Source organism: Viridibacillus sp. NPDC096237, assembly GCF_050278625.1.
Lineage (GTDB): Bacteria > Bacillota > Bacilli > Bacillales_A > Planococcaceae > Viridibacillus.
Genome location: NZ_JBNNTI010000030.1, coordinates 1 through 21785 on the forward strand (window position 1 = coordinate 1; position 21785 = coordinate 21785).

Annotated in this window: 20 protein-coding genes, 2 pseudogenes and 1 other annotated feature; of the genes and pseudogenes, 16 read left to right on the top strand and 6 right to left on the bottom strand. The window is 34.7% G+C overall.

What is annotated here, in order from left to right; translation table 11 throughout:
- Positions 1 to 58: 58 nt before the first annotated feature.
- Both ACQKMD_RS15350 and ACQKMD_RS15355 read right to left on the bottom strand, forming a co-directional pair.
- Positions 59 to 181: pseudogene (locus ACQKMD_RS15350) on the bottom strand (MerR family transcriptional regulator); the annotation flags it as partial.
- Between the two features lie 124 nt (positions 182 to 305).
- A complete protein-coding gene (locus ACQKMD_RS15355) occupies positions 306 to 539 on the bottom strand; it encodes a hypothetical protein (RefSeq protein ID WP_427753018.1) in 234 nt (77 codons plus the stop codon).
- Positions 540 to 856: 317 nt separating this feature from the next.
- Between ACQKMD_RS15355 and ACQKMD_RS15360 the strand changes: the two genes are divergently transcribed.
- The 6 genes from ACQKMD_RS15360 to ACQKMD_RS15385 all read left to right on the top strand — a co-directional run bounded on the left by ACQKMD_RS15360 (position 857) and on the right by ACQKMD_RS15385 (position 6704).
- On the top strand, positions 857 to 2080 hold the full coding sequence (locus tag ACQKMD_RS15360) for a GNAT family N-acetyltransferase (RefSeq protein WP_427753019.1): 1224 nt from the start codon (positions 857 to 859) through the stop codon (positions 2078 to 2080).
- A gap of 301 nt (positions 2081 to 2381) precedes the next feature.
- Positions 2382 to 3938, top strand: coding sequence for a Vga family ABC-F type ribosomal protection protein (locus tag ACQKMD_RS15365; protein ID WP_427753020.1), 1557 nt, complete (start codon positions 2382 to 2384; stop codon positions 3936 to 3938).
- A 71-nt stretch (positions 3939 to 4009) separates the two neighbouring features.
- Positions 4010 to 4258 (top strand): ArsR/SmtB family transcription factor, encoded by a 249-nt coding sequence (locus tag ACQKMD_RS15370; protein WP_427753021.1) that lies wholly within the window; start codon positions 4010 to 4012, stop codon positions 4256 to 4258.
- Positions 4259 to 4369: 111 nt separating this feature from the next.
- Positions 4370 to 4612: a hypothetical protein gene (locus tag ACQKMD_RS15375; protein WP_427753022.1), complete on the top strand. Its 243-nt coding sequence runs from the start codon at positions 4370 to 4372 to the stop codon at positions 4610 to 4612.
- 425 nt (positions 4613 to 5037) lie between these two features.
- Entirely contained in the window at positions 5038 to 5238 is a 201-nt protein-coding gene (cspC, locus tag ACQKMD_RS15380; protein ID WP_010331195.1) for a cold shock protein CspC, read from the top strand.
- A gap of 293 nt (positions 5239 to 5531) precedes the next feature.
- Positions 5532 to 6704, top strand: a complete 1173-nt coding sequence (locus ACQKMD_RS15385) for an endonuclease Q family protein (RefSeq protein ID WP_427753023.1) — start codon at positions 5532 to 5534, stop codon at positions 6702 to 6704.
- Between the two features lie 61 nt (positions 6705 to 6765).
- Here the strand turns inward: ACQKMD_RS15385 and metG are convergent, their stop codons facing one another.
- Positions 6766 to 8409, bottom strand: a complete 1644-nt coding sequence (gene metG / locus ACQKMD_RS15390) for a methionine--tRNA ligase (protein WP_427753024.1) — start codon at positions 8407 to 8409, stop codon at positions 6766 to 6768.
- 49 nt (positions 8410 to 8458) lie between these two features.
- Positions 8459 to 8713, bottom strand: a binding site (T-box leader).
- 491 nt (positions 8714 to 9204) lie between these two features.
- Here metG and ACQKMD_RS15395 point away from each other — a divergent pair.
- The 6 genes and pseudogenes from ACQKMD_RS15395 to ACQKMD_RS15420 form a co-directional block, all read left to right on the top strand.
- Positions 9205 to 9561, top strand: a pseudogene (locus ACQKMD_RS15395) (ATP-binding cassette domain-containing protein); the annotation flags it as partial.
- A gap of 275 nt (positions 9562 to 9836) precedes the next feature.
- A complete protein-coding gene (locus ACQKMD_RS15400; RefSeq protein WP_427753025.1) occupies positions 9837 to 11708 on the top strand; it encodes a dynamin family protein in 1872 nt (623 codons plus the stop codon).
- 461 nt (positions 11709 to 12169) lie between these two features.
- Positions 12170 to 12445, top strand: coding sequence for a hypothetical protein (locus ACQKMD_RS15405; RefSeq protein ID WP_427753026.1), 276 nt, complete (start codon positions 12170 to 12172; stop codon positions 12443 to 12445).
- Between the two features lie 230 nt (positions 12446 to 12675).
- Positions 12676 to 14088: a YcdB/YcdC domain-containing protein gene (locus tag ACQKMD_RS15410; protein WP_427753027.1), complete on the top strand. Its 1413-nt coding sequence runs from the start codon at positions 12676 to 12678 to the stop codon at positions 14086 to 14088.
- Positions 14089 to 14384: 296 nt separating this feature from the next.
- Complete coding sequence (locus tag ACQKMD_RS15415) at positions 14385 to 15152, top strand: class I SAM-dependent methyltransferase (protein WP_427753028.1); 768 nt, start codon at positions 14385 to 14387, stop codon at positions 15150 to 15152.
- Positions 15149 to 15658 (top strand): N-acetyltransferase family protein, encoded by a 510-nt coding sequence (locus ACQKMD_RS15420; RefSeq protein ID WP_427753029.1) that lies wholly within the window; start codon positions 15149 to 15151, stop codon positions 15656 to 15658. The genes ACQKMD_RS15415 and ACQKMD_RS15420 overlap by 4 nt, the downstream gene beginning before the upstream one ends.
- Positions 15659 to 15741: 83 nt before the next feature.
- Here ACQKMD_RS15420 and fabZ read toward each other — a convergent pair whose 3' ends face one another.
- The 3 genes from fabZ to ACQKMD_RS15435 form a co-directional block, all read right to left on the bottom strand.
- Positions 15742 to 16167 (bottom strand): 3-hydroxyacyl-ACP dehydratase FabZ, encoded by a 426-nt coding sequence (fabZ, locus tag ACQKMD_RS15425; RefSeq protein WP_427753030.1) that lies wholly within the window; start codon positions 16165 to 16167, stop codon positions 15742 to 15744.
- 195 nt (positions 16168 to 16362) lie between these two features.
- Positions 16363 to 16734, bottom strand: a complete 372-nt coding sequence (locus ACQKMD_RS15430; protein WP_053416132.1) for a nucleotide excision repair endonuclease — start codon at positions 16732 to 16734, stop codon at positions 16363 to 16365.
- Between the two features lie 223 nt (positions 16735 to 16957).
- On the bottom strand, positions 16958 to 17626 hold the full coding sequence (locus tag ACQKMD_RS15435) for a ribonuclease H family protein (RefSeq protein WP_427753031.1): 669 nt from the start codon (positions 17624 to 17626) through the stop codon (positions 16958 to 16960).
- A 418-nt stretch (positions 17627 to 18044) separates the two neighbouring features.
- Between ACQKMD_RS15435 and ACQKMD_RS15440 the strand changes: the two genes are divergently transcribed.
- The 4 genes from ACQKMD_RS15440 (at position 18045) to ACQKMD_RS15455 (ending at position 21698) form a co-directional block, all read left to right on the top strand.
- A complete protein-coding gene (locus tag ACQKMD_RS15440; protein ID WP_427753032.1) occupies positions 18045 to 18779 on the top strand; it encodes a polysaccharide deacetylase family protein in 735 nt (244 codons plus the stop codon).
- 377 nt (positions 18780 to 19156) lie between these two features.
- A complete protein-coding gene (locus ACQKMD_RS15445) occupies positions 19157 to 20161 on the top strand; it encodes a restriction endonuclease (protein WP_427753033.1) in 1005 nt (334 codons plus the stop codon).
- 83 nt (positions 20162 to 20244) lie between these two features.
- Positions 20245 to 20445, top strand: a complete 201-nt coding sequence (locus ACQKMD_RS15450; protein WP_427753034.1) for a helix-turn-helix transcriptional regulator — start codon at positions 20245 to 20247, stop codon at positions 20443 to 20445.
- A gap of 86 nt (positions 20446 to 20531) precedes the next feature.
- On the top strand, positions 20532 to 21698 hold the full coding sequence (locus ACQKMD_RS15455) for a pyridoxal-phosphate-dependent aminotransferase family protein (RefSeq protein ID WP_427753035.1): 1167 nt from the start codon (positions 20532 to 20534) through the stop codon (positions 21696 to 21698).
- The last annotated feature ends 87 nt before the right edge of the window (positions 21699 to 21785 follow it).

The following is a 21785-nucleotide window of genomic DNA, read 5'->3' on the forward strand; positions in this document are numbered from 1 at the left end:
ATATTCGAATTCATGGAACACTGGGCTATTTAACACCGGTGGAATTCAAGCAGCAGTCCTTATAAAAGTTGTCCAGTTTAGTGTTGACATACCAAGGCTTTACTAATTCCTTTTCTTCATAAAATTTCAAGGTATCTCTAGATACACCTAAAAATTTAGCTACTTGTCCAATTGTGTACATTATACTCTCCTTTATCATAGCTACATATTCTTTATCTTATTTCATATTATCAGTACGCCGAAAAATAATAATATAGGTTTTACTATAATAACTAAGTAACTACAATATGTAGCTCTTGGCAGTTTTATTTAAAGCGCCTAATAATAACGATGATCATCAATATCAAAACAATAATACCAGCCCCGACAGAGAAAAAGTGTTTGTTCCCTATCGTATTGAGCACAGTGGATTGTTGTTCATGCCTCATAACCGCCTTCAAAAACTGTCCATCCTTTACTTGAACAGCAATTGCTTTCTTCGTACTAATACCTTTAACTGAGAAGTATTTAGTTCCTTTTTTATATCGAAAAGTTCCCACCAAGTGATTCCATATCTGAATAACTCGTGACATGACCAATTTCTTTGTCTATTTCAGTGACAAGTTCATCAGTTACTTCATAAACGTAGCCATCCCAAGTAACGAGTGAATACACCCATGTAGTAGCAGAAGTATGATTAGTTAAGGCCATTAAACAAAAAGAAAATAAAGAGAGTAATGCTATTTTTCCATTTCAAGAAAATCCCTCCTTAAAGAATTTTACCTAGTTTAACATAATATAATGTTGGAATTAGAACAAAATGAAGAAAACTTGGTTATATTTTAAATAAGAGTTGAAGAGATAAGGGGGCTTTTGAATGGGAAGGTCCAAAGAATTAGTTATGCGGGAAATTCCACAATCCGAAATCGGACAGTCAATTGAATTATTAAACTATGTGTTTCAAATTTCTTTATCTATAAATAAGGACCGATTATTTGTAAATGCTAAAAGTAAACAGTTCGATGAAGGGCTAGCGCTTGGTTGGTTCGATCGAGAGCAACTTGTCGCACAAATTTTAAATTTACCATTTCAAGTAAATATTCATGGGACGATTTATGATATGAGTGGCATGACAGCTGTTGGTACGTATCCGGAGTATTCAAGCCATGGTTTGATGCATACACTAATGGTTGAAAGTATGAAAAGGATGCGTAAAGAAGGGCGACATATAGCTTATTTATTCCCGTATTCAATTCCTTATTATCGCAAAAAGGGATTTGAAATTATGAGCGATATTCTAGAGTATCAAGTAAAAGATACACAATTGCCCTTTTACAGAGATATTCCAGGACAAGTAAGACGTATGAAAGATGACTTTTCAGATCTTCGTGACGTATACAATAGGTATGCACGCAATACGCATGGTGCAATGAAACGCAACGCAATAGCTTGGAATGAGAAATTTCAAGAATCTTATTGGGAAGAGAAGTTTGAAGGTAGCGATACAAAATTGCAGGCTGCCGTGTACTATGACGATGATGGATTAGCGCTCGGATATATGTTTTACCGCATTATGGAGGAAGATTTCTATATTGATGAGCTTGTCTATTTGAAGGAAGTTGCGCGAAAAGCATTATGGAACTTTGTACATGCACATCGCTCAATGATTTATCATGTGTATGGTAAAACTTCTGGTAATGATGCGATTGCTTTTTTAATGGAGGATAGTGAGATTAAGCAAAATGTCTCCCCGTATTTTATGGCAAGAATTATTGATGTACAAAAATTTCTCGAGCGATATCCTTTTGCAAGTTCGAATTTCCTTATTCGATTAGCTATCATGGATTCACTTCTTGAATGGAATCATGGTACCTTTGAAATCACTGTCCAATCAGGTGAAGTGGCAGTTGAGAAGATTTGCAATGAGCTCGAGCCTAATACTGTACAAATGACGGTACAAACGTTTGTGACGATGTTCCTTGGTTATAAGCGTCCAACCTATTTGCATAGTATAGAAAGATTAAAAGGTGATACTGCATCTATTGCTTTACTTGAAGCAATCCTGCCAAACGCAGTACCAAGTTTTATTGATTATTTTTAGTTAGTGGAGTAGACATTACGAGTGAAATTTTGTATATTAAATGTAACTAAAAACGAAAGGGTGACCCAATTACATGAAGTACTAATCCTATTTTTCGAAAGCTCAGAATGAATCGCATTTAAAATCAGATGAAATACTCTGTTTATTCAAAATGCCTTCATTCCAGTGTTTTCAGAATAGGAATTGTATTCATGTGTTGGACAAAAAAAGAGACGTCTCTTTTTTCTGTGCACCCATGCCTCCTATTCTGATTGTAATAGGGGGCATTTTTTTGCCCCGATACATGAGGGGAGAGATTGTTATGATGTTATTAGAAGCACATAAATTGCAGTATTCAATTAGGGATAGAGAAGTTTTCAATATAGAGAAATTACAAATCAATGACCATGACCGCATCGGTTTAATCGGTAAAAATGGTTCTGGAAAAACGACGTTGCTGGAAGTGTTAGCAGCGTTGAAAGAGCCAGAGAGCGGTTATGTGAAAGCTTACAGTCCGCTAGAACTTGTACCACAGTTAAAGGAATCGACATCCGTAAAAAGTGGTGGGGAAGTCACAAAGGCATATATACAAGATGCATTAGCAAAGAGTGCCCGTCTACTAATAACAGATGAACCGACAACTCATTTAGACACGCATCATGTGGAATGGCTTGAAGGAGAGTTACTAAAAAGGGGCGGCGCATTATTAATCGTATCCCATGACCGCGCATTTCTAGATGCAGTTTGCACGAAAATTTGGGAGCTAGAAAACGGTGGACTAAAAGAATATAAAGGGAACTATTCCGACTATATTGAGCAAAAGAAAATAGAAAAAAAACAACACGAAGCATCTTACGAAAAATATACAACAAAGAAAAAAAAGTTAGAGGAAGCGTTAGTAATAAAAGAAAAGAAAGCAGCAAGAGCTGCAAAAGTTCCGAAAACGGTGAGTCAATTAGAAGCGTCCAAGACAAAACCGTATTTTGCGAAAAAGCAAAAGAAACTACAAAAAACAGCTAAAGCAATTGAAACGAGATTAGGGCAGCTAGAAAAAGTGGAGAAATTAAAAAATCCAGTTGCGATTAAAATGGATTTACCAAACGGTGAAACAGTGAAAGGCAAAATCATTATTCGAGTAGAAGATGTGGAAGGTCGAATTGGTGAGCGTTTGCTGTGGCAGAAAAGCAGTTTCCAAATTCGTGGAGGAGATAAGATCGCCATTACCGGGAATAATGGTAGTGGAAAAACGACTTTATTAAAGAAAATCCATGAACAAGAAAAAGGTATTACCCTTTCACCTGCAGTGAAGATCGGTTATTTTAGTCAAAACTTAAATGTGTTAAATGTTGAGAAAACTATTTTAGAAAATGTTACTGAACTATCGGTACAAGATGAGACATTTATTAGAACTGTGTTGGCAAGACTCCATTTTTATAGAGATGATGTGTATAAAAAGGTAGGGGTGCTCAGTGGTGGTGAGAGGGTAAAAGTAGCACTTGCCAAAATTTTTGTTAGTGATGTAAATACGTTGATGTTAGATGAACCGACGAATTTTCTTGATATAGATGCAGTTGAAGCATTTGAATCGCTCCTAAAAGAATACGAAGGAACAATTATCTTCGTATCTCATGATCGACGCTTTATAGAAAATATTTCAACCAGTCAGCTGAAAATTGAAAAAGAAAAAATACGACTATTTGAAGGACCTTTGAAAGAGAGAGTGCAAACAAAGAAAACGAGTGCACCCGATAATAAAGAAAATGAATTATTAATATTAAACTTGAAGATATCTGAAGTATTAGGACGACTCAGTATAGAACCTACAAAGGAACTTGAGAGTGAATTTCAACGATTAATAGAAGCAAAGCGTAAATTGTAAAAATAGAACCTCAAAAAGGGTGAAATAAAACCTTTTTGAGGTTCTATTTCTAACTAAGGTTGATTTTGGATATGACCCGTATAAAATACTTACATATGAAAAATATAAATAACGGTAATGAATTACAAAAGATTTTGGAAGCTTTGTCTAATCCACATCGATTGAAAATTATCGGTGTCTTTTCAGAAAGTAAGCAATATGTTGGCCAACTAGCAAGAGATTTGGGCATTAGTAGGCCTCTATTGTACTTACATATACAAAAATTAGAGGAAGTAGGCTTGATTTCGAGTTATATGGAGATCTCCGAAAGTGTAAGGTAATGAAGTTTTATGAACTAATATCTTTCCAGTTAGACATTAACGAGCAAATGATTAAGTCAGTAGTGCCTACATTAACATTCAAAAATAAAAAGAAAAAAGGGGAATGAAGAGATGAGTATGGTTTTTGACACAGGATTAGGTGACTCGATTTTTTTAATATTGAATTTTCTATCAGTATTTATGCCAGTACTAATTGCGATTATGTTCGTCATCTATACAATGAAAAAATACAACAGACGTGCGGATGAGAGATTGCAAATAGAACGTGAAAATCTACAAGTTCAACAAAAAACGCTAACAGAAATGAATAAGCGTATCGTGAATATAGAAAAAATGCTAAAAGAGGTTGAATAAATAAAAAATGGACATACTAAAATTGAAGGAACATTAGATGAAAGAAGTTTCCAAATTAGGCGTCATTAAATAGAAGGGCAAGATCATCAATTTAATCAAAATAAAATAATAACTAATAGGAAAAAAATTATAATAAAGGTATATTTTAAAATATTTTCAAAATAATTTAAAAGATTGAATTTTAATGAAAAGCCCTATTTGACAAGGTTTGTGAGCTATTTGAGAGGGAAAATGTAATGTGGAAATCAGTTCTTTTGTTTTTTATTCTTCATAACACTTGCATATTTCGTAAGTGCATGGTATTATGAAGTTAGTTATTTTTGTTCGGTGCAAAGGGCAGTATAAGTTTGACTTGTCGTCTGGACCATCACTTTGGACAAGGATAGTAATACAATGTGTGGATATCACACTAGGAGGCAACAATAATGGAACAAGGTACAGTAAAATGGTTTAACGCAGAAAAAGGTTTTGGATTTATCGAACGCGAAAACGGAGATGACGTATTCGTACACTTCTCAGCAATCCAAAGTGAAGGATTCAAATCTTTAGACGAAGGTCAAAAAGTTACTTTCGACGTTGAGCAAGGCGCTCGTGGCGCTCAAGCTGCTAACGTTCAAAAAGCTTAATTTGAACTAGCTGTCGAAAAACCGACTCTCTTTTGAGAGTCGGTTTTTTATTGTCTTTTTTATTTTCCATAGTGTGGCGAACAATGGTGCATTTACTAGATAGCTCATAAACTGATATTACGAGGCTTAGAGCATTAATAATTGCTTCAATACGTTTAGGTATAATACTTTGGAGAAAAGTGAAACATAAGATTAGAGCAATATAGTGAAACATCATATATTCTGTTAACTTCTGTAATCGAACTATTTCAACTTCAAATTGAAAAAAATTAATTATGAAGGTGTTGAAAAAAGTGAAGGAAATTTACGCAGATTTACATATTCATATTGGTCGTACCAAAAGTGGTAGGCCCGTTAAAATTACCGGTAGTAAGAGATTAACTTTAAGGCGCATTTTAGAAGCAGCGAGTGAACGGAAAGGTATTGACCTAGTAGGTATAATAGATTGCCATTCACCTGAGGTTATCGAAGAAATTGAAGAGATGATACAAAACGGCGAGATGGTGGAACTTGTTGATGGAGGGTTACAGTTTGGGCAAGCTACTTTGATACTTGGTTCTGAAATTGAAATTTACGACGAGAATTGTCATGGACCAATTCATGTTCTTGCCTATTTTCCTACTATTGAAATTATGAAAACTTTTTCAATGTGGATGAGTGGCTATGTGAAGAATATCAATTTAAGCTCTCAGCGTATTTACTGCGATGGTATTACACTCCAAAAGAAAGTGCATTCACTTGGAGGTTTATTTATTCCTGCACATGTTTTTACCCCTTTTAAAAGCTTATATGGTAAAGGTGTTTTATCTAGTTTAAGTGAGGTGTTTGATCCAGCTATAATCGACGGTATTGAGCTTGGTTTAAGTTCTGATACGTATATGGTAAGAGGCATTAAAGAGTTAGAACAATATACCTTTTTAACGAATTCAGATGCCCATTCAGTAGGTAAAATTGCAAGGGAATATCAAAAGGTGAGGCTTAATCATGCAAGTTTTGCTGAATTACAAAAAGCTCTTCAAGAAAAAGGTGGACGTGCTATCGTCGCTAATTACGGCTTAAACCCATTACTTGGTAAATACCATCAAACGGTTTGTGCTGGATGTGCTGCAAAAGTAGATGAAGGCGTATCTGAATGCCCAATATGTCATAAACATAACATTATTAAAGGTGTTGCCACGAGAATTAAAGAACTATCTGAAAGTGAGGAGAGTGTACGACAAAGGCCTCCATATATTCATCAAGTTCCACTAGATTTTATACCAGGGCTCGGACCTAAATCGCTAGATCGATTGCTTCTTGCTATTGGGACAGAAATGAATATATTGCATAAAGCTAGCTACAAAGAACTAACAGCAGTAGTGCCCGAAAAATTAGTTCGTTATATTGATCAGTCTCGCAAAGGTGAGTTATTAATAGAAGTTGGTGGTGGAGGCAAGTATGGCAAGGTACAAAAAGAAGAATCTTAATTATTTTTGTGTAAAAAGCTTTCAACGAATGGACTAGCCATTTATCGAAAGCTTTTTTTGTTTATCTATCTGAGTTGCTTTGACTTAAAAGATGTTGATATTCTTCATCGATTAGCGCAATGTCCAATCGTTCAAACAAAGGTTCTACAGATTGAACGGATGTCGGTAATTCGATTAATTCATGCCAAGATATATCTGTAATTCCAAGCATATTGCGAATCTTTTTTGTTGAGAATGGTATGAATGGTTCTAGTAATTGCGATAAATTCGCAATAATATAGACACATGTTGCAAGTGTATTTGTACATCCAATTTCATCATTTTTTACCTGTAACCATGGTTGCTGCTCATCAAAATATTTATTGGCTGAGCGGATGTAAGAAAAGATTTCTTCAAGTGGTGTTTTAAAATGCCCTTGTTCAATCGCAATACCTACCTCATTATAGAGCTTTTGCGTGTGAAGTTTTATTGAATCATTAAGAACGCCTTTTGGAATTTGTTTATCGAATGATTTTTCGATAAATTTTAATGTCCTATTCACAAAATTTCCATAAGCCCCTAAGAGTTCGCTATTATGGCTATAAATAAATTCGCGCCAAGAAAAGTCTGTATCACGGTTTTCTGGTGCATTGATTGTCAAGAAATAACGAATTGTATCAGCATCATATTTTTCAATAATATAAGGTATCCATACTGCCCAGTTTCGACTTGTAGAGAGCTTTCGTTTCTCAAGTGTTAAGTATTCATTTGACACAATATGAGTAGGGAGGGTTGGGCTATTAAGCCCTATCAAAATACCAGGCCAAATGATTGTGTGAAAGGGAATATTATCTTTGCCGTGAACGTAATAAGAGATTGTGTCGTTATTCCAGATATTTTGAACGTTTTCCTGATGTTGTTTTGCCCATTCTAAACTGGCTGTATAATATCCTGACACTGCCTCAATCCATACATATATTTTCTTACCATCAAACCCGTCTATTGGTACATCGATTCCGTTAGGTAAATCTCTTGTAACGGCTCTATCGGGTAAGCCCTCAGATAAGTATCGTTCAGATAAGTCGATTGCATTTTGGCGCCATGCTTTTTGTTCCTTTGCATTTTGAACATAGTGTTCTAAAGCGTTTTGCAACTTGCTAAATGCAAAGTAAAAATGTTCAGTTTCTTTTACGATGGGTTGATTTCCACATATTTTACATCTTCTATCGATTAAATCAAGTGGATCTAATATAGTTGAGCAATGATCACATTGATCACCGCGAGCCTTACTACAGCAAACTGGACAGATTCCTTCTACAAAACGGTCCGGAAGAAATTGCTGATCATGTTCACAGTATGTTTGTTCAATTGTCTTTTTATACAAAAAGTCGGAATCTAGTAGGTCCAGGAAAATACTCTTAATGGTTTGATGATGATGTTCGGCATCCGTACGCGTATATAAATCGTAAGTAAAACCGAGTTTGTTAAAACAAGTAGTAAATTCTTCATGATATCGATCTGCAATTTCTTTTACGGTAACACCTTCTTGATTTGCTCGGATAGAAATAGGTGTCCCATTACAATCGCTACCAGATACATAAAGAACTTGTTCTTTCTTTAATCGATAATACCTAGCCAAAATATCTCCTGGTAATAATGCAGCAATATGCCCTAAATGTAATGATCCATTCGCATAAGGCCAAGCTCCTCCAATAACAATACTCATTTATAATTTCCCTCCTAAAATAAAAAAACTCGCCCCAATCAAATTAATTGATCAGGACGAGGATATATACTCGTGTTACCACCTTCATTTGCAAACAGCTCACACTATTTACCTTCATCAGTACACCATTTAAGGGATACAGCTGCTGTTATAACGAGTGCCTTTCTCGTCGTAGCCTACTAAATAAATCGTTCGGTACGAAGCTCAGAGGTCATTTTCGAATAGTTAAGTTCACTTCATTCCCACCGACAGAAGTTCTCTTGGCAACTTAATTTACTCTACTTTTCCTCATCAACGCGTATTTCTATATGTTGGAAGTAATTATAAAGTACTATTAATGAAAAAGCAAGTATATGTCAAATGGACAATCATTGGCTGAATGAGAATGCGTCAAACAATATGATATAATTATTTAATTTTTCGAAATTGGAGGAAGACTATGCAAGCTGTTAAAAGAATTTTACAGTTTTTAAAACCGTATAAATGGTTGGTGATTTTAGGGCCATTATTGGTGGTTGTCGAAGTGACTCCTCTTAAAAGCCCTACCAATGCACTAACAATCATTAGCAGGCCCATTTTCACTACGTATGTATGATCTTGATTAGCAATACCTGTATCTATAATATGTTGCATAATAGTCGGTTGAATTAAGTCCATTGCATCTTCAATGCAAGGACAGCCATCCATTTTGCAACGGATATACGAATGGATTTATATAATACAATTACTTATTTTCACAGGCTCTGGAGTTATTACGTTGTTTGGACAAGAGAAAAAGACGACTGCAAATTTCTTCAATATCAAACGGAAATTAAGTCAGGTGGAACGAATTTAAGTCAAGGACAGCGCCAATTGTTGGCAATTGCAAGGGCCATTTTAGAAGATGCTGATATTCTTATTCTTGATGAGGCTACTTCTAGTGTAGATACACGAACTGAGGTACAAATTCAGAAAGGCCTAAAGCATTTAATGATAGGTCGTACGAGTTTTGTTATAGCACACCGTTTAAAAACGATTGAAAATGCCGATAAAATACTTGTTATTAAAGACGGAGAAATAATAGAGCGCGGCAATCATAAAGAACTCATAGAGCAACAAGAATTTTATTCTGAATTACAAAGGAAATTAGATATTCTCCCAATATCATCTTGAGTGAAAATGAATGATTATGGTTATTAATACCCATAATCATTCATTTTCTATATAGAGTAAATAGACATTATGGTATTTTTGATAAAAATAGCTGAAAATTAATATTTAATTTATAAATATACTATAAAATACTTCATTTCTCTGTTCAATAGTCTTGGGTTTAGCGGTGTGTGGACGATGTTTTGCCCTATTTTTTCATTGATTTTGTTTTCTTTAATTATAACGATATAATTTTGCTGTATAATTAGTACTATTAGAAATGGGGTTTGGTTAATATGGATAAGGACCTAAGAAATATACATCATCTAGAAGAATCACCGCTTATTCGTTGGAACAAAAATGAACCTAATGAGTTTTTACAACAATTCGTAGCTAAGCTAAAAAGTTTGAATATGATTCTCTCTACGAATACTTATGTTAAAGGAACCAATAAAGTGCTTGAGCGAATTATAGAAGATGCTCAAAATCAAACAATGATTTTACTTATAGGAATGACTGGATCAGGTAAAACAAGTCTAGTAAATGCACTTCTTAAAAGAACTGTATTACCGTCGAAAATGGCAAGGGCTACAGCTGTCAACACAATGATTCGATACGGTCAAATAGAAGAAGTTAAGGCTTATTTTCTTGATGGTCAAGTTGCGAGTTTTGACCTTGATAAAGTGGAGCTATTTACGACATCTGATACGTTTAGTGCGGAAATCTTACGTGAAAATCTAGATTATATAGAGGTTTATGTAAATAATGATTTATTAAAAAAGGTTACCTTAATTGATACAATACCTCTAGAACCTATTAACGAGGAATCAGCATATGTTAAAGAGTCCATTTTAAATCGTGCGGATGATTTGTATTGGATATTCCACTGCGATACTAAGCCTACACAAAGCGAGTTAAAGCTACTTGGAAAATTACAAGAGAGGAAAAACAAACCCCTTGCCATCATTAATGCAATTGATATTCATGAATCGGCGTACGATCAATTTATTGCGGAAAAAAGTGAAATGTTGTCACGCTATTTCCGTAAGATAATAGGAATCTCTGTAAAGAATGCTGAAGAGGCAGTTTCGTTGGATGAAGAGAAATGGCAACAAAGTCAGTTCGATTTTCTATTACAAGAAATCGAGAAATCACATGCCAGCCAATCAGACCATGTGTATTTAATAATGGATCGTTTCATAAAATGGCTAAAGAGGTTCCAAACAGAAGTGGAGTTAATTCCACAAAGAGAGCCCTATCTATCGGCATATAACTTATTAGAAGAGCACCAATTAGAAAAACAAACGGAATCCACTCGAGAAAAAGATGAATATCAAAAGTTGAATACGTTTGAAAGAGAGTATCGTCAAGCTAGTCTTGTCTTTAAAGACGTGCAAACGCTTTATCAGTTAATACAAGTAATTTCTAACAATCCGCATTTAAAAACTTTCGATGTTATGGTCTTTGTCGAGTATGCAAATGACTATTTAAAGGCTGTTAGAGAATATCGTACATTGCTTCAAGGTTACAAGAAAGAGTTTAACCATGGCGCTAATCATCAGCGACATATAGCGAGGAAACGTGGGTTGAAAACAAAGATTAATAGTGAGCAACAAAGTGAACGATCGAGTAAGTTGACTGAGCCACTTCAGGCATTACATAAGATAATCGATCAACAATACAATAAAATTCTTGAATTGGAAACTCAGCTTTTCAACGAATATGAAAAAATAAATCAGCAATTGAACAATATTGCGAGTAGCCATCTCACTAGAATTTTAAAAAAGGTCAGTTTAATCAGTACTGAACGAAAGAAAAAGAAGCAACAGTTGGAAAAAGCAATAAGACAGTTAAATAGTTTTAATAATATTTTAGAAGCAAAAGAATTTGTGGAGACATTTGTAGGACAGCTCATTGAGCAAAAGGATCTTATAGTGACAAAAAAGGAACGTCTCTCACTGATTGAAACATTAGTGAAGATTAAAAGCATAAGATTATCACATCAAGCATTAATTGCTAGTACACAAATCGAAGATCAAAATAATAGCATATCTAGAGCTCAATCCAACATTTCTACACAATATAAATTGCAAAGGCTAACACTGACAATAGATGATATGAAATCAGAAATTGAAGAACCACCAATATTTAGCGGAATAACAGAATAATAAAGCGGAAGATACTTATCCCAGTAGTAGATGGGTATGAGTATCTTTTTTATTTACTTAGTTATCTTCTACAAAAGCTTATTTAAAACGAAGGAATCTCTATTCATCTGGCTATGTCACAGGAAAGATCCGGTTTTCCGAAGCTTACTGCTCGCTTTCCGCGGGCGAGCGCCGAGCCGCTTCGTCGCTACGTTCCTGCAGGGTCTCGTCTGTCTCGCTTTCCCGCAGGAGTCGAGCGGACGCTTCTCCAAACTAATAAGATGCTACCTTCTACTATTCTATTTCCTCATTCATTTTAATAATTGAAAGTAAGATAATATTGAAGTGATGGAAAATGATGACGAGAAACCAAAATCAAGAACGAGACCAATTAAAGTATTTGATTTATAGTAATGTGAAACTTTATCTTAATTGCAACGTAAATAAAATACGTTAGTGTAAATTAATAGGAGGTTCGATTTATGTCCATTATTCTTGATGTACTAAACTTAGTAATTTATTTACCATTTTTTAGACCAGATGAAGAAGATATTTCAAAAAATATCGAAGTAATAAAAAAACAAAATTGGTATATGTCTTTATTAGAGGATGCTGAATTGAAAAGATTAATTGTACATGATAAAGATGTTAGACAAATAATTGGGCGATTTAATAATGAGAAATTAAGTCGAAAGAGTTATCAAATCAAGTGTCAACATAAAATTGAAGAAGCTTTAAAGGGAAAAATAGTAGCATAACATGAAAAATAAAAACTTGATTCTTGATTCTAATGTAAGAACTGAACCCCGGATAGTAGACACTTTAAAAAAAGTGACTTTATTCGGGGTTAATACTTAGCCCGTTTCAGGTATCTATCTTTCTTAGCTATATTAAAATAATCATAGTTAAAAGGTGATTATCCAACAACTAATTAAACTAAAAGACTAATGGAATTGCAGAAAAGCGTGCAATCGAAGGGAAGATATGTATGATAAAAGAACAATTAAAACAAAAAGCGCAAGCAATTGGGGGTATTCCATCTGGATATGAGCTTGAAATTGAAGATTACAGAGAAAACGAACTGGATAGCGATACTATTTTCGTCTGGAAAGACCCACATGATGAAGAAAATGGAATTTGGGTTACATTAGACCGAGATAGTCAACTAATTGGTTTAACAAAGTATACTTCTTCGAAAAGCACAATAGAGCACTTAGCAAACGAACGCTTACAGGAACTGGCATTACAATTTGTTTTTGATCATTACCCAAATGCATTCGAACAATTTACCCTTGAAAAAATAAAAGAAAGACAGGGCGGTAGATTGCAGTTTACATATAGCCAATATGAATTAGAGTTATTCCTTCCCCTCACGGGTTTTTTTGTTGAAATAACAAAGAGTGGTGAAATTGTGTGCTTTCGTTACGATGGAGTAGCAGAAAAGATTATTCATCCCGATAAGATTATACATAAAGACGAGGCAAGAAGTATTTTATTAAATGAATTAATAATGGAAACGACAATAGATGTTCTTAGCAAGGAAGTATATGAGGAGGGCGATGATTTGTCACATCTCATGTATGAACCGTGCTTGCGAAGCCATCAACTACTAGCTGATGGAAAAACTCCAGAAATCGAAAGGGAAGAAGAGATTTCAAGACAGCTCATCCCGTTACCTAAACCAACGAAAACAACAACAAAGGATGTAGATGCTTTTATCGGATTGGATCGTTCCATTTTCCAACAAATTCGTGAGCAAGAAATGGGCGATACGATTGGTACAGTCTGGCGAATAGCCAAAGATGAACCTGAACTCTCCGATCGTAGCTTCGAAGGCTTTTTCAAACAAAGAAATGATAAAACGATTAAAATTATCACTTATAAAGATAGCGGTCGGCTAAAAGGTGTATATTCTTTTCTTGATCGAAAAGGATCATTACAATTAAGCATGAATGAATGTGAGGAAATTGCCATGCAGTTTTTATATAAACTTTATCCGCAAGCTGATCAGTTTTTCCGCATGAAGGCAGATACAGAAGAAGACGAGACAAATGCATGTTTTCACTTAGAATTGTATCATTGTGGCATTCACTTAAGATTCGGATTTACATGCATAACTGTCAATCGAACCACTGGACATATCGATAATTATCTGGGACCTGATATTCACCCGGAATTAATCGCCGGCCTTCCTTCTGAACCTGCTATTTCCAAGGAACAGGCAAAAGAATTATTCACCAGCTTGTTTGATGTTGAGCTGCAATGGCGTAAGGAATATACTGATGATTCAGAAGGGTATTATCAGCTCGTATACATTCCAATGTATCCAAATCTCGAAGGTGATTTGGCGTTTATTGAAGCTGAAGATGCTAGGGTCATTGTGAAAAAGGATTTATTTTAATGAAAAAGTTTTATATTCCCACAGTTAAAATTAATTGAACAATAATGGAATTATTATTTGAAAATATGGTTTAGAAGCAGAATGGGAATAGAAGTCTGCTTCCGGAGCTCCTAATTAGAAGGTCCCTTTTTAACAATATCAACAGTGAAAATTAACGAAATAATTAAATATTCAGTATAAAATATTTTTCCAATATGTTACAATGTTTTTATCAAATAAAAGGAATGATTTTAAATGGGTATTCGAGCATTAATTAAATAACACCCCTTTCAGCTATTAAAAAAGGAGTGTAAATAATGAAAAAGAATGATCAATTTTATGATAAGCAATACGAATGGATGAATAAATTCACTGGAGTGGCAATAGGCCAGTATCATCATGAATTAGTCGGATTAGTAGAGAAAAATAGTCAGCAAGGGCCGTTGCATCTATTAGAATTAGGTAGTGGAAACGGTGAATTCGCAGTTGCTGCAGCGTTGCGAGAACATCAGGTTACTACTGTAGATATAATCCAACTAGCAATTCAGAAAATGATTCATCTCGCTAAAGAAAATAATGTGACCAAGCGAATGCACGTTCATCATGATAGTTTCTATACTATTCAGTTTGCTGATAAATTCGATGCCATCTGTTATTGGGATGGTTTTGGTGTTGGAGCAGATGAAGACCAGCAATTATTACTCAGTAATATAGATATCTGGTTAAAACCTGGTGGTAAAGCTTTCATAGATGTATATGCTCCTAATTACTGGAGAAAAACGGCAGGTCAATTTGTTAAGATATCTCAGAAGATTCATAGACAATATGACTACGATTTAGAGAATAATAGAATGTTAGATTCTTGGTGGCTGTCAGAAAATCCAGATGAAAAAAAGCAACAATCCTTGCGTTGCTATGATGTAGTAGAATTTGAAAAACTGATAACAAGTACTTCATTATCTATTGAAGAGATTATTCCAGGTGGCAAAATGGACTATAATAGCTGGGTATATCATGAAAGAGTATCTTTAAATGAAGCTATGATGTACACAGTAATTCTACAAAAAAATGAGGTTAGACTATGAATTATTCTGTCCGACAGGCAACAATTCTAGATGTAGCAGGTATTGCGAAAGTACATGTAGATAGTTGGCGCACTACCTACAAAGGCATTATGAGACAAGACTTCTTAGACAATCTAACATATAGCAGTAGGGAAGCATTATGGCAGCGTAGTATCGAAAGTGAAGGGAATCTTATTCTTGTAGCTGTAAATGAAGAAGAACAAATCGTAGGGTTTACTTCTGGTTCTAAAACACAAGAAGGTGAATACCCGAACTATGATGCGGATGTTACTGCTATCTATTTATTTCAGGAAGAACAGGGAAAAGGGATTGGCAAAGCTATGTTACATCAGCTATTTGCAGGGTTTAAAAAATTGAATTACAGTTCTTCGATTGTTAAAGTTTTAGAAGACAATTCATCTTGTCGCTTTTATGAGGCGATGGGTGCAGAATTCATCGATTCAAATACAATACAAATCGGTGGTAAAAAATTAGAGTTACTTACCTATGGTTGGACAAGAATATAGCAGGGTAAAAACATGAAAGCAGCCGATTTTAATTTCCGGCTGCTTTCTCTATTTCTCCTTCTTGTAGTAATTTGAATATTCAATCAATCACCAAAGGCAAAAATTAATTCTGTCTCGCAAACAATTTCTCCATCTACAGTAGCGATTCCTTTACCTTTCCCAATAGGACCTATTACTCGAGTAATTTCTACTTCTAGACGAAGTTGGTCTCCCGGTTTTACTTGGCGTTTAAAACGGCATTTATCAATTCCGGCTAAAAGTCCTAAACGTCCTTCATTGCCTTCTTTAGTAAGCATTACAATTGCACTTACCTGAGCTAATGCCTCTACAATTAATACACCGGGCATAATTGGGTAACCAGGGAAGTGTCCATTAAAAAATTCTTCATTTGCTGTTACATTTTTAATACCAGCTGCTCTTTTCCCTTCTTCTAATTCTATTACTCGATCAACTAATAGAAAAGGGTAGCGATGTTTAATGATTTCTTGTATTTTTTGTGTGTCTAACAATATGTTTTCCTCCATAATCATAAATTGATTCCTCTTTATATTAACACCTGGTGCTAATAGTTAGTAACATTTTTTTGTGGATTATTAAGAAAAACTTCTTAGTAGTTATTTAACTTGATAGGAAAGGATTGGACTATATTGCATTAAAAAAGCGTTCAACAAGTGCTAGAGCACAGGTTGAACGCTTCATTGTTTTTAAAAGAATACTTTTTCAGTATTGTATTTCGCGCGGAAATGATTGATAGCAAAAGTTTCATAAATTTCACGTTCCATTTGATCTTCAACAACGAATACTTCAATTTTATGAACTTCGTTACGGTGATCTTTAATTGGTGAAACGTTATCTTCAAAGTGTTTTTTCACACGTTGACGGATTTTACGTGCTTTACCTACGAATAAAAGCTCATTTTCTTTGTTAAAGAACATGAAAAAGCCGCCTTTATCACGAGGGATTTCATGGAAATCAATAAATCCATAAATTGAAGGGATAATCGCGTCCCCTTCTTTAATTTTTTGTTCACGTTGACGAATTACTACGTCTGGTTTTGGCATTTCAATTTTGATCAAAAAAATTCACGTCCTCATTATTATATAGTAGTTAATGCTACCATAGTTGTGCTGGAAAAGCTATCTGATTTAGTCGTTGCCCAAATAGTTGTCTATTATAAGAAAATTGACCATTTATTCAATTTCTCTTCAACAAAAATAACACGTTAGAGGACGAAAATCATTGTTTTTTTCTAAATTTTTAACGAGTCTATTAATTTAAGTATTACATATATAGGGTGAATCAATCAGTATCTACTGTCAGCTCAAGTTGTGCAGTGATTTCGATTCCATTAAGTGCTTGTGTAGCAAGACGATCTGCCTCGGAATTCTCTTTACGTGGTATAAGTTCGTAGCTAGGACGAATGCCAAGTTCTTTTAATTTCTCATCAATTCGATCGGCCCAGGACGATAATTCTTTCTCTAATAACGCCCATTCCCCGCTCATCTGGTTGATGACAACCTGAGAATCTCCAATGAAAACGACAGGTAGATGATGTACATTTAATCTTTCTAGCTCCTTTAGACTTAAATGAAGCGCTGCATATTCTGCCTCGTTATTTGATTTCAGTACCTCAGAAGGAGCATTCTTCCTCAGCCTATACGATTTCCCACTTTGTTCAAAATATATAACACAGCCTAAACCCGATGTGCTAGTCGAGCGATCAAATCCGCCATCGAAATAAACTGTTATATTATGCGGTTCGGTTTCAATTTCTTTAATATATCGTTTCAATTCCTTAATCGTCCAAGTGCTGTCGAACGAATCGGTAAATGTAATACTTTTAACACGACCTGTTCGCTCAATGTCTTCGGCAATTATTAGTCCTTTTGTAGCAGGCATCTCCTCAGAGCGAAATGTGGTTTCCGTTCCTCTTGGCGTTTTGTATATCCATTCGATTGAAATGTTCATATATAATCCTCCTATACGTCTGATTTAATATTTCCCGAAGTAAAAAGCTATTTATTTTAGAATTTGTAGTAGGAATTATTATATTCATTTATTAGTCCTGGATTCATGGAAAATCGAAAAAAAGTGAAGAGTTAATAATTCTTAACCGGAAGAAAACACTATATGCTTAATTTTTTTAGTATGTAGAACATTATTCATTTTATGAGATTACATTGTTTGTAAAAGTTAATTTTTCCTCTAGACAACATAATTATACCCGAAAAAATCCGTGAATTTATTTTAAGGAAACTTTTTACACAGTTTAAGTTAAGTGCTCTTTATGGAAGTTGGTTTATCAGAAAGTATAATTTATTGCATTCAGTAAATATTAAGGTAACGGCGTTTCTTGAAATAATTATTAAGCTTGGTAGGTGATGTATTGACACGTAAGCATATATTAATACTAACTGTTTGTGCATTAATCATCTCAGTATTTTACGCTGGTTTCAGTATCGCTGCTGACAAGGGACGGCGATACTATGAAGGAACAGGGCAAATGCTTTGGGATATTAATACCAAAGAGAAGATTATCGCCATTACATTTGACGATGGACCACATCCACGATACACAGGACAAATTTTAGACTTATTGGCTAAATACAAAGCCAAAGCTACTTTTTTTGTTATTGGGGAAAATGCAGAAAAGCATCCTGATTTAGTTTTACGGGAATATAACGAAGGACATGAATTAGCTAACCACACATTTACACATCCGTATAAGACAACGCCTAAGCAATTTGAAAAAGAACTAAAAGAGACCAATGAAATTATATACGGTATTACAGGCTTTTCTCCAGTGCTGTTTCGTCCTGTAGGTGGGCAATATGATGAAAAAATGATCGATATTGCCACGAAGAATGGATATAAAGTTGTAATTTGGTCTTGGCATCAAGATACAGAAGATTGGAAAGGAATTTGGTCTCAAAAGATCATAAATAAAGTATTGAAAGGTTCTAAGCCAGGTGATGTGATTCTATTTCACGACGGAGGCGGGAATAGAACTCAAACTTTAAAAGCGCTTGAGAAAATAATACCTGAACTTCAAAAGCAAGGGTACAAATTTGTCACCATATCAGAGCTAATTGACAGTGTGAATGGAAAAGTTAGTAATTAAAGGTACTTTAATCGCTAATAATTCATATGAAAAAAACGCCGAATTGATTTCTGTAGATGTAATAATAAATTTGATCTTTTCAAAAAATGTTTGTCTAATTGAAAAAAAAATATGAATGCGTTTGGCAGACCATCTGCTGAACGCTTTTTATTCAATGGAATTGAAAATTATTTGGAGATACGAGTGAAGAAATTTGTATATTATTCTAAATAATGGGTGTTTTGTATGGTGTTTTTGTATATCATGTTCCAATAATGTAGTATTTTAATATCATTGAATAATCATTTACTTATTATATAATAAGTGATAGTTACAATTATCGATGAAATAATAGGTCTTTATATTTATTTTTGTTTAGGTTGGTGAGAAGATTTAGCATGTCTGAAAATCGTTGTTACATACATAAAGTGAAATCAGCTGAGGTATTAGTAGACGAGAAAATTGTTGTGTACTGCCCTAAATGTGCTGAAGCTAATATACATAAAATTGTTTTACAAGAAGAGAAAATTTTAAAATCTGATGAATTAGCAGGTATACGAAAAAGACGGCATATTGCAATGAATGAGCTTTGGAAGAGTACCGCGTTAGCATTTTACTTAGAATGCCTACCAATAATCATCGTTTTGTTTACTCATTCACCTAGAAGTTTACCCGAATACTTATCGGGAGTAAAAGATCTGTATAGTCAGTTCCTATTCCAGCCAATTGTTCAACTCGTTGCCATAGGTTTTATAGCTCTTGGGGGGTATTTTTGGATAGCTGCTATTAAAAGTTTGAAAGCGTTGAAAAAAGAGGAAGCTATATTACTGAAACCTTTTGCAAATGAAGCTGAGGTGCATGAGAAATTCCAAACACCAACTAAAATAAATCAAGTGAATGAGTTTGTGCGAAATGTTAAAAAGAAATACGATAGTAATTTCTTTAGTCAACGTAAAGTTCATCAAATGAGCCCATATGATTTCAAATTGTATTTGGCGAAATTATTGCAAAAACTTGATTTTGAAAATATTCGTCTAGCTCGAGATGATCGTGACTTTAAAGTGGACATATTTGCTGATGGGCCAAACGGTAAAGTGGCGTTCCGTTGCATTAATAATGTCAATTTAGTCAATATGGATGAAGTACATAAAATTGCTGTTGAAAAAGTTTATTATGATTGCGACTCTTCTATACTAGTAACGACTTCAAATATAACAAAGGATGCTTTAGATTTAGCAGTAACTTTGCGAGTGACTATATGGAATGATCAAGTATTAAAAGAAAAAATAATCTCTATTGAAAATGAACAATGGAGTGACCATTTACAAGACTTTTATGATTACTCAGATCAAAATCTGAAAAAATATACAGAGTTTGAGATGAGAAGATTAGCTCAATCTTGAAGTTATATCAAAGTTATCTTGCTAATAAGTTGGGTAACTTTTTTTGTGTAAAGATATATTTATATTTGGAAGCAGGGATTGTTATGAAGGTTCATAATCGTATAAAGGAAGTTCGTAAGCAAAAAGGCATTCCCCAACTACAAATTACGTGCCAAACGATTACCGCCATTGAAAATCATAAATACAATCCAAGTCTTGAATTAGCCTTGAAATTGTTGCAATACTTTGATCTGCCGATAGAAGAGTTATTTACTTTGGAGGCGAGTGAGAAACGAAAAAGTTAATTACTGTAATGTGAATTTTCTGAATTCTATTGACTTGATACCAATATATTACATATGATAGTCACAGAGACAAGGGGGCTATTTTTATGATTAAAGAAGAATTACTTTTAATTCCGGGGCCTACACCGGTAACAGATGAAATTTATAATGCACTTGCAAGCGAGACGAGAGGACATACGGATCCACGTTTTGCAGCAATTTACAAAAATGCGATAGAGAATACAAAGAAAATGTTCAATACAGATGGTGAAGTATATGTAGTGGCTGGTTCTGGGACATTAGCGATGGAAATGGCATTGATTAATACTGTTGCAGTAGGAGAGAAAGTACTAGTAGTTAGCCATGGCTACTTTGGCGATCGATTCATTCAGCTAGGACAAGCGTTTGGTATTGAGGTAGATGTTTTACAAGCTGAATGGGGCCAACATATTTCGATTGAAGAGGTAGATGAAAAATTAACAATAGGTGGTTACAAGGCAGTCACTGTAACGCATGCAGATACGTCAACAGGCGTTGCAGCTAATTTAGAAGAATTAGTACCAGTCGTGAAAAAGCATGGTGCTCTATTTATTTTAGATGGTGTTTGTGCGACTGCCGCAATGGAAGAAGATATGTCAAAAAACTATGGTAACCCAGAATATAAAATTGATGTGATCTTAACAGGGGCCCAAAAAGCAATCGGAGTGCCACCGGGCTTAGCCATTGTAGCATTCAATCAAACTGCACTTCTAGCAAGAGAGAAATTAGGACGAATTCCTGCATACTATGTTGATATCAATAACTGGAGACCAGTAATGGACAATCCAACGAGTTATTTCGCGACACCACCAGTTAATCTTATTTACGCATACGATGTATCGATGAAAAATATTGTAGCTGAAGGCATGGAAGCACGAATTGCTCGCCATAGGACTTATGGAAAAGCTGTAAGGTCTGCTTTAAAAGTATATGGCATGACACCGCTTGCTTCAGAAGAGGCCGCTACTCCAACATTAAGTTGTATTCTGTATCCAGAGGGGATTAACGATGCAGAATTCCGCACAACACTTGCAGAAAAAGGTGTAATTGTAGCGGGATCACTCGCACATCTAGCGGGAAAAGCATTCCGCATTGGCCATATGGGCAATACGACAGCTGAAATGTTAGAGGAAGCAATTGTGAAAATAGGAGAAACGTTGCAAAAGCTTGGCCACGAGGTAGATATTTCTGAAGCTTGTACGCAACTCAAGGAAACTATGCAAGCTACGTATTAAATGGATAGTGATTACTTTATAAAAACCTTTATTTATCAATGTTTAGGGGTCTTGATAGGGGAAGGTCCCCCAAAAAGACCCCCAAAA